At 63.3% G+C, this 9,302-nt stretch carries 11 protein-coding genes; 7 read left to right on the forward strand and 4 right to left on the reverse strand.

Going from position 1 to position 9,302, the window contains the following annotated elements:
• The 5 genes from AC1DY5_RS30215 to AC1DY5_RS30235 form a co-directional block, all read left to right on the forward strand.
• Positions 1-282, forward strand: a 282-nt coding sequence (locus tag AC1DY5_RS30215) for a TRAP transporter large permease subunit (protein ID WP_478117450.1), incomplete at its 5' end; no start/stop codon positions are given.
• A 144-nt stretch (positions 283-426) separates the two neighbouring features.
• The gene (locus AC1DY5_RS30220) at positions 427-1,266 is read left to right on the forward strand and encodes a transketolase (protein WP_478117452.1); all 840 of its coding nucleotides are present in this window, start codon (positions 427-429) and stop codon (positions 1,264-1,266) included.
• Positions 1,266-2,264 (forward strand): transketolase family protein, encoded by a 999-nt coding sequence (locus AC1DY5_RS30225; RefSeq protein WP_478117454.1) that lies wholly within the window; start codon positions 1,266-1,268, stop codon positions 2,262-2,264. Before AC1DY5_RS30220 ends, AC1DY5_RS30225 begins: the two co-directional genes overlap by 1 nt.
• 44 nt (positions 2,265-2,308) lie before the next feature.
• A complete protein-coding gene (locus tag AC1DY5_RS30230; protein WP_478117456.1) occupies positions 2,309-3,199 on the forward strand; it encodes an NAD(P)-dependent oxidoreductase in 891 nt (296 codons plus the stop codon).
• Between the two features lie 92 nt (positions 3,200-3,291).
• A complete protein-coding gene (locus tag AC1DY5_RS30235) occupies positions 3,292-4,245 on the forward strand; it encodes an AEC family transporter (RefSeq protein WP_478117458.1) in 954 nt (317 codons plus the stop codon).
• A 430-nt stretch (positions 4,246-4,675) separates the two neighbouring features.
• Here AC1DY5_RS30235 and AC1DY5_RS30240 read toward each other — a convergent pair whose 3' ends face one another.
• The 4 genes from AC1DY5_RS30240 to AC1DY5_RS30255 form a co-directional block, all read right to left on the reverse strand.
• A complete protein-coding gene (locus tag AC1DY5_RS30240; protein ID WP_478117460.1) occupies positions 4,676-4,888 on the reverse strand; it encodes a hypothetical protein in 213 nt (70 codons plus the stop codon).
• Positions 4,889-5,136: 248 nt separating this feature from the next.
• Positions 5,137-5,280 (reverse strand): hypothetical protein, encoded by a 144-nt coding sequence (locus AC1DY5_RS30245; protein ID WP_478117462.1) that lies wholly within the window; start codon positions 5,278-5,280, stop codon positions 5,137-5,139.
• A 20-nt stretch (positions 5,281-5,300) separates the two neighbouring features.
• Complete coding sequence (locus AC1DY5_RS30250; RefSeq protein ID WP_478117463.1) at positions 5,301-5,762, reverse strand: amidohydrolase family protein; 462 nt, start codon at positions 5,760-5,762, stop codon at positions 5,301-5,303.
• 335 nt (positions 5,763-6,097) lie between these two features.
• Complete coding sequence (locus tag AC1DY5_RS30255; RefSeq protein ID WP_478117464.1) at positions 6,098-6,913, reverse strand: DNA-binding transcriptional regulator; 816 nt, start codon at positions 6,911-6,913, stop codon at positions 6,098-6,100.
• Between the two features lie 120 nt (positions 6,914-7,033).
• Here AC1DY5_RS30255 and AC1DY5_RS30260 point away from each other — a divergent pair, with 120 nt between their 5' ends.
• Positions 7,034-8,026, forward strand: coding sequence for a Bug family tripartite tricarboxylate transporter substrate binding protein (locus AC1DY5_RS30260; RefSeq protein WP_478117466.1), 993 nt, complete (start codon positions 7,034-7,036; stop codon positions 8,024-8,026).
• A gap of 18 nt (positions 8,027-8,044) precedes the next feature.
• Positions 8,045-9,302 (forward strand): FAD-dependent oxidoreductase (locus AC1DY5_RS30265; RefSeq protein WP_478117468.1); only part of this gene is annotated, 1,258 nt, incomplete at its 3' end.

A 9,302-nucleotide genomic window follows, 5' to 3' on the forward strand; every position in this document is an offset into this window, starting at 1 on the left:
GTACTCGAAGGCATCCCTGCCATCGTGCTGCTGGGACCCCTGCTGTTTCCCATTGCTCGCCAGGTCGGCATCCACGAAGTGCACTACGCGATGGTCGTGACCCTCGCGATGGGCATCGGCCTCTTTGCGCCGCCATTCGGGGTCGGGTACTACGCGGCCTGCGCCATCAGCCGGATCCATCCGAACGAGGGCATGAAGCCGATCGTCGGCTACATGGTCGCGTTGTTCATCGGAACGGTTGCCGTGGCCGCGATTCCCTGGATCTCGATCGGGTTCCTCTGACATGCGTGCCCATAAGTACTGACTGCCCGATCGACCACCGCTCACAGGCAATTCCGTCCACGACGCGCCGCGCGGAATTGCCGTCTTGCCTCCCCCGATCGCGCGCGCCCACACCTTTGCTACTCATTCTTGCAGGAGATTCTTATGTCTGATCTATCGACGCTTCAACAAAGCGCCTACCGCATTCGCCGCTACGCACTGCGCATGGGCGAAGTCCAAGGGCAGGGCTACATCGGCCAGGCGCTTGGATGGGCCGACGTCCTCGCGGTGGCCTACAAACACGCGATGGCCTACGAGCCCGAGGATCCCAAGTGGGAGGGCCGCGACCGCTTCCTGCTTTCCCACGGTCACTACGCAATCGCCTTTTACGCGGCGCTGATCGAAGCCAAGATCATTCCTGAGGAAGAGCTCGAGACCTACGGCAGCGACGACAGCCGCCTGCCGATGTCAGGAATGGTCACCTATACGCCGGGCATGGAGATGTCCGGTGGATCGCTCGGACAAGGGCTTTCGATCGCGGTCGGCATGGCGCTTGGGCTGCGGCTGAAGAACAGCCACGCGTTCGTCTACAACTCGATGTCCGACGGCGAGCTGGACGAGGGGTCGACCTGGGAGGCTGCGATGGGTGCCGCCCATCACCGCCTGTCGAACCTGATCTGTCTGGTCGATATCAACAACCAGCAGGCCGACGGCCCGTCTGGAAAGATCATGGGCTTCGAGCCTCTCGCGGACAAGTGGGCTGCATTCGGTTGGCACGTGCAGCGTGTCGACGGCAACGACCTGCTGGCCGTCATCGCGGCCTTCGATGCGGCGCGGGCGCTGAAAGAGGACAAGCCGCGCGTCATCCTCTTCGACACGTTGATGGGCAAGGGCGTTCCCTTTCTCGAAACCCGCGACAAGAACCACTTTATCCGTGTCGATCCTCCCGAATGGCAGCAAGCCATCGCCCATATCGACAGCACGCAAACCGAAGGAGCCGCATGATGAACACCGCCACCGAAAAGAAGCCGAGGCTCACCACCTCCGCGATGATCGCCTCTATCGCCAGCGAAGGCCAGCGTGTCACCGCGGCGCCGTTTGGCAAGGCCATGGTCGAGCTGGGCCGCAACCGCCCGGAGATCGTCGGCATGACAGCCGACCTCGCCAAGTACACCGACCTGCACCTGTTCGCGAAGGAGTATCCCGAGCGATTCTTCCAGATGGGCATGGCCGAGCAGTTACTGATGGCAGCCGCTGGTGGCATGGCGAAGGAGGGATTCATCCCCTTCGCGACGACCTATGCCGTGTTCGGCACCCGGCGGGCCTACGATTTCGTGCACCAGGTGATAGCCGAAGAGAACCTCAACGTCAAGATCTGCTGTGCGCTGCCGGGGCTGACCACCGGCTATGGGCCGAGCCACCAGGCGACCGAGGACCTGGCGTTGATGCGCAGCATCCCGGGCATGACCATCATCGATCCGTGCGACGCGCAAGACGTCGAGCAGGCGGTGCCTCAGATGGCCGACCACCAAGGCCCTGTCTATATGCGACTGCCGCGCGGCAACGTGCCGCTCGTGCTGGACGAGTACGACTACAAGTTCGAGCTGGGCAAGGCCAAACTGATTCGCGATGGCAAGAGCGTGCTGGTGATCTCGAGCGGCTTCATGACCATGCGCTCCCTCGAGGTCGCTCAGCAACTGCAGGCGGACGGCGTCGACGTCGCGGTGCTGCACGTCCCGACGATCAAGCCGCTCGACGAGGTGACGATCCTTTTCGAAGTCCGGCGCCTGGGGCGCCTCGTGGTCGTGGCGGAGAACCACTCGGTGATCGGCGGCCTGGGTGAAGCGGTTTCTGGCCTCCTGATGCGTTCGGGCGTCACGACGACGTTCCGCCAGATCGGCTTGCCGGATGCTTTCCTCGACGCGGGTGCGCTGCCGACACTGCACGACCGCTACGGCATCTCCACGCAGGCGATGAGCCAGCAGATTAAGGGCTGGATCTGAGTCTGAACGCGCGGCGAAACCTCGGCGACCTGAAGGATCTGGACATGAATACGAAGACAAAAGTGGGTTTCATCGGGCTTGGGGCGATGGGCCGCGGCGCCGTCGGCAACCTGCTGGCAAAGGGCTATGGCGTGGTGGGCTGCGACGTGCGCCCGGACGCGCTCGACTGGCTGCAAGCGCAAGGCGGCGCGCCCGCCAGCTCGCTGGCAGAGATGGCGGCCCAGGTCGATGTCGTCGTGTGTTTCGTCGTCAATTCCCAGCAAACCGAGGCGGTGCTCTTCGGGGACGCCGGACTAGTCGGCAAGCTGCCGGCCGGCGCGGTGTTCATCGCCTGCAGCACCATGGACCCGGGCTACGTTCGAGCACTCGACGGCCGGCTCGCCCGGCACTCGATCTCGCTGATCGATGCGCCTGTCACGGGCGGCGCTGTCGGTGCCGAGCGGGGGACGTTGACCATCATGGGTTCCGGCAGTCCGGAGGCCTTCGAGCTCGCACGCCCGGTGCTCGAGACGTTCGGCGCGCACGTTCATTACCTCGGCGTGGCAGGCTGCGGCGCGCAGATGAAGGTGTTGAACCAACTGCTGTGCGGCGTGCATCTGGCCGCGGCGGGAGAAGCGCTGGCGCTCGCAAAGCGCCAGGGCCTGCCGCTCGATCTGACCTTGGAGATCTTGTGCAGTGGTGCAGCGGGCTCGTGGATGCTGGCGGATCGAGGTCCGAGAATGATTGCGGGCCAGTTCGACAACGTCACGTCGGCGGTCGACATCTTCGTGAAGGACATGTCGCTGGTGCTCGACGCAACGCGCGAGTCGCGCTTTCCCGCGGCGCTGGCGCATGCTGCCTACCTGGCCTTCCTCGGCACTGCAGCACGGGGACTGGGCGCGCAAGATGACTCCGCCGTGACGACGCACTACGAATTAGCTGCAAAGAACTCGTAGCCAAGACTCGCAAACGAAGGGCGGTGGCACGTTCGATGCTTTAAAGGACCTTTGCGCTGGAACCCGTCAGGGTGGACAGGCGTGCTGACTCGATGCTGCAAACACTCGCCATCACGGGCCCCATCTACCTCGTCATTGCGCTCGGCTTCCTCGCCGGGCGCGCCGGCATTTTCAGCAAGCTGGACATGCGGGTGCTCGGCACTTACGTGGTCAAGTTTGCGCTTCCAGCACTTGTTTTCACGGCGCTCTCACAACGCTCGGTCGGCGAGGTCATGAATGCCCGCTATGTGCTGGGCTATGCCGTGGGTTCGCTCGTCGTGATGATGGCGGCCTTTGGCTGGGCGTGGCGCTGGCGGGGCAAGAGTTTCACGTTGAGTGCACTGTGCGGGCTCGGTTGCTCGAGCTCGAACAGCGGATTCATCGGCTATCCGATCGCGATACTGGTCGCTGGTCCGTCCTCGGCTGCGGTCGGTCTGGCCATGTGCATGCTGGTCGAGAACCTGTTGATGATGCCGCTCACGCTGGTGATGGCGGACAGCGGCCACGCAGGCGCAGGCAGGTGGCATCGCATTCTCATGCAGTCGCTCATCCAACTCTCCAGCAACCCGGTCATCCTGGCGATCGTGGGCGGCCTGGCCGTCTCCATGATCGGAATCCCGATCACCGGCGTGCTGGCGCGCACGATCAACATGCTCGCCATGTCCTCGGCGGCAGTGTCCCTTTTCGTGATCGGAGGAACGTTAGTCGGGTTGAAGACCAAGGGCATGCGGCGCGACGTGACCACCATCGCCCTCGGCAAGCTCACGCTGCACCCCTTGGCCGCGGGATTGATGATGTGGCTCGTGCCGCCGACCGATGCGACGCTGCGGGCCGCGGCCGTGGTATTCGCTGCCACGCCGATGCTCAGCATCTACCCGATCCTGGCTCAGAAGTATGGCTTCGAGGAAATGTGTGCGGCAGCCCTTTTGCTGGCGACCGTCATGTCGTTTGTGACGATCAGCATCGCCCTGTGGTTGCTTGGGCCGGTCCTCGGATGGGCCGCGTAGTGCAAGGGCGGTATGAGGCGACAGCTCATTCTCTCCGCCGACCGTCTATTCGGCAATGAGCGCTGCGGAAATTGGACCGCTCTGGAAGGCGTACGGCCAGTGCATCTCAACTGCCGATCCGAAGAACAGGCTGAAAGTGAATGTCGGCTTGCGAAGCTACACCCGTCTCTGAGAGTAAACAGGTCAATGTCCGTTCGTGGCTGAGACGCTGAGTTCGTAACTGAGCTGGGAAGCTGACTTTCGACGTGGAAACGCTGGGCCGATCAAGCACCCACCATGTGGCAGGTGCTCATCCTTGGTCCGTCTGCCGCCTTGACCCAGGACAAGTGTTTCGATTCTCTCAAAGGTGCGTGCCGCTCCACGTAGAGCTGGCGTTCGGTCGCGACGTTGCTGACCGGAAAGAACTTCTGGAAGGGCCGGCCTTCGACGTTCAACGCCGGCCGTAGGAACTCGAACTGATCCGGCCGGAAGTGCACCTCGCCGCTGTCGCACAGGGGCCGACCAGCTTCAGTGCGACCCAGCGCGAGAGCTCGGCCGCATGCAGCCCGAACTCGATGAACTCCGACACCGTGGCCGGGTACAGCACCACCGTGGTGCTCGAAGGCGAATTCCTGCTGGTACGGCACGCTGGAGCTTTTCGCATCGTGGTCCTCGCCGCTGAGGATCACGACCGCGCCATGGGTGCTGGTGCCGGCGACGTTGCCGTGCTTGAGCGCATCGCCGGAGCGGTCGGGGTCAGACTGGTTGCAGCCGTTCGCTTTCGCCCATCGAATGTCGGCGGCCGAGGAAAGCTGACTTTGGGATTTTTCTTCGCGAACGGCCGGTCTCCCTTCGGAACTTGGCTTTCGCCGACATCTTCGCGGAAATCCGAGTTCGGCGACAGCGGACGGATCACGGGTGGCTACGGACGACCAGGACCAGTCGCCATAGGATGTTTGCGATCTCCGAGCAGTAACGCAGCTTGCCGTAGTCGGTCAGCACGACCGCAGCAGCGCGGTTCCACAGCACCATGTCCCCAGTGGCGGTGAAACCCAATCAACATTTCTGTTCGAGATTCACCGGTCGGTCTCTTTTGGGTTGAGCCCATAGACGCGTGTCGCCGTTCCATAGAAAAGCGCATCGCGCTCGCCCGGCGAGTAGCCGGACGCCAGACGTTTGAAGGCGTTCCACAGCGTCGGGTAGCTGCACATGCCCTTGTCTACCGGGAAGTTGCTTTCGAACATGCAACGCGCCGGGCTAAAGGACTCGATGCACGCCTCGACATACGGCCGCCACGCGCATGCGAGCTCTTCCGACGGAACTGGCGTCTCGGCCGAGGCGAAAGGAAAGCCGGTGCGGGGCATGCCAAGGCCGCCCAACTTGACGGCGACATTGCTGCATCGCCTCAATTCGGCGATGGACGCATGCCAGACTTCGAACACTTCCCGACGGCGACTTTCGAAGGGGCCGATTCCCAAGGGCCCTCCGACGTGATTCAGCACGATCCGGGTTTCGGGGCAATCGTGTGCGAGCTGCACTACGTCGGCATGCGCCCGTCATCGTGCAGGCGCTCGGCAGGGTCCTGAAGGTGTTGAAGGACCGAGGTTTCACGATCTTGCAGCCGCGAGCGCCAGTTCGCGGCTGTCCCTGGTAGCTGACCTTCGGCGTGATCGCCCGATCGGCCAACGACCGCTATCGGCGAGTTTGGCGAACTGGAAGTCCCGGCCATCACCAGTCGGTCGCGCACCGTTTTGCTACGGCCGGTTTCTGACGCCAACCTGCCGTTGAGGTTTTGTTCCTGCGGCGGCACTGGTCTTAGGCGTGGGACTACGTCAGAACAAAGGGTTTACCCGTAATCCATGAATCGTCATGTTCAGCCGCGAGGCGAGCTCGCGACGCCTTCGGAGATTTCGTCTGCCAAGGTGCGCAACAGGGGCACATAGCGCGTGGCGATCTCCCGATCGGACACGACGTTGTTCTGCAGAACCAGATTGATCGCGCCGATCGCGTGCTCGCCAATTCGTATGGGGAAGCCCACGGCGGTCACGCTGGCCTCAGTCAGCCATTCGCCTCTGTTCATGGCATATCCACGCCTGCGCGTCTCGCGTAGGACCCGCTTCACATAGGCGCCGTCGCGCGCCATTTCTCCAATGGCGTCGGTGCGTTCCTGCAGCAACGATAGCGTGGCCTCGCGCTCTTCGTCTGCGCACCAGGTCAGCCAGGCCCGCCCGAGCGAAGAGACCAGCATGGGGATGCGAATACCGATCGTTGCACGGTGCTGCGACAGCATGCTCACGCGGTGAGTGGATTCGCGCACGATCATGAAGCCCCCGTCTGGCGTGGCCAGATCGCTCGGCCAAGAGAGCGCGCGCAAGTGCGCGCGCATGGCCGGCGCAGCCACCCGGTCGATCCAGTCGGCGCCGACGTATCCCTCGGACAGCCGCCTGACTTCAAACCCCAAGGCATAGGACAACCCGTCGTCCTTGTGATGCACCAACCCTTCGGTTTTTAGCGTCTCAAGCAGGCGCTTCACCGTGGTGCGATGCAGCCCGGTGATGCGAGCCAACTCGACCACCCCGCCGATGCCGCCTGGCATCGCGTTCAAGGCACGCAGCACCGCCAACCCGCGGCTCAGTCCGCGCACTTCCCGATAGAGAGATGGGTCGCCAAAGCTGGTGGACGCGGGCATGAGCGGCCTCTTTTCGGTGCACTGTGTGCACGGACTATACGGCTTGGAGCCTCGCTCAGACACTGCCAACCGTTCGCAACGAATGCGACCAACGGACCCTCACCCCCTTCAGGAGACAAGATGACCATCACTCGACGTGCACTCTGCACCATTGCCGCACTGGGCTTTGCCGCCAGCCCGTCCTGGGCCCAGGAGTGGCCTGGCAAGCAGCCCATCAAGATCATCGTGCCGTATCCGGCCGGCGGCAATGCCGACTCGGCGGCGCGTGCGGTCGCGGAGGCGGCGTCTGCCAATCTCAAGCAAACGATCATCATCGACAACCGCCCCGGCGCGTCCTCGATCATCGGCACCGAAGCCGTGGCGCGGGCACCGGCGGACGGCTACACCATCGGCGTGGTTTCGGACTCGCACGCCATCAACCATGCGATGGCCAAGCTGCCCAAGGCAGCCGACGTTCTGGGTGCCAAGGTGCCATACGACGCGATCAAAGACTTCGTTCCCGTCTCCGGAATGATCAGCGTGCCGTTGGTGCTCGTGGTGAACCCCAAGGTACCGGCGCGCACCGTCAAGGACCTGGTCCAAATGTCCAAGGACAACAAGAACTCGGGCCTGAACTTCGGCACCATGGGAACGGGAAGCCCGTGGTTCATTCACATGCATCAACTGCGCGGCTTGACGAAGGCTGACTTCGTGGATGTGCCCTACAAGGGTCTGGCCCCGGCGGCCACGGATCTGCTGGCAGGACAGATCGACACGATGGTCATGCCGGTGCACTACGCGCAGCAGTACATCAAGGCTGGCAAGCTGGTGCCGATCGCCACGCTGGGCGCGCAGCGCCATTCGCTGCTGCCCGACGTTCCGACCGTGGCCGAAAGCGGATACCCGGGACTGGCGATCTCCAACTACCTCTTCTTTGTGGCCCCTGCCGGGACGCCGCAAGCCATCGTGGACAAGTTGAGCCGCGAGTTCAACGCGGCACTCAAGCAGCCGGCGATGAAGGACAAGCTGGGTATCTCGGGCGATCCCTACCCGGCGGACTCTGCCGAACTGGCAGCGCGCGTGCGTCGCGACATCGAGACGTATGGCGCGGTTATCCAAGCAACCATCAAGTAATCGAGCAGGAAGCAAATCATGACCCGATCGGAAGAGTTTCAAACTGACGTGCTGGTGGTGGGCTCCGGCCCGATGGGGGCGACGACCGCCCTTGCACTGGCAACGTATGGCGTGCGCGTGCACGTGGTCAACCGCTACAACTGGACTGCCAATACACCGCGTGCGCACATCACCAACCAGCGCGCCATGGAAGTGCTGCGCGACCTCGACGTTGAGCAGGAAGCGCGGCGCGATGCCACACCCTGGGAATGGATGGGCGACACCCTTTTCACCACCAGTCTTGCCGGACCGGAGATTGCCCGGTTGCGCACCTGGGGAACCGGCGACGAGCGCATCGGAGACTACCTGCAGGGCAGCCCCTGCCCGATGATGGATCTGCCGCAGGACAAGATGGAGCCGCTGCTGGTGAAGAACGCCGTCGAGCGCGGGGCGATCTTTTCCTTCAATACCGAGTACCTGAGCCACGAACAGGACGCGTCGGGCGTGACAGTGAACCTGCGCGACCTGCTCACTGGCCGCGAGTATCAGGTCAGGGCGCGCTACCTTGTTGGCGCAGACGGTGCCAAATCGAAGGTCATGGACGACGCGGGCCTGAAAGTGGAAGGGCAGTTGGCACGCGCTGCCACCGCCTATGTGCTCTTCACTGCCGACCTCACGCGCTATGTGGCCCATCGACCCAGCATCCTGTACTGGATGGTGACTTCCGACGCCTCTTTCGGCGAAATCGGTATGGGGCTGTTGCGAGCCATCAAACCGTGGAACCAGTGGATCGCGGGATGGGGTTTCGACATGTCCAAGGGCGAGCCCGATTTCTCGCCCGAGGAAGTCAAGCGCAAGGTACGCGCACTGGTGGGCGATCCGGACCTGGAGTTCAAGATCGACAGCACGTCCGTCTGGTACGTCAATCAGGCCCATGCGCCTGTCTATTCGTCCGGTCGTGTCTTCTGCGGCGGCGATGCGGTCCACCGCCATCCGCCATCGAGTGGCCTGGGCTCGAACACGTGCATGCAGGACGCCTTCAACCTGGCCTGGAAGTTGGCATTCGTGGTCAAGGGGCACGCCGGCGAGCAACTGCTGGACTCATACACCCTCGAGCGCGCCCCGGTCGGCGCGCAGATCGTGAAGCGCGCCAATCAATCGCGACTGGACTATGCCCCACTCCAGCAGGCCTTCCGCAAGGCAGGCGCACCAGATCCGCTCGCCGCGGGGATCGACGAGCTCGCCGATCCAGGTCCGGCGGGCATCGCCCGGCGCTCAGCTTTGGCCGAGGCATTGA

Source organism: Variovorax sp. P4_D9, from assembly GCF_056401695.1.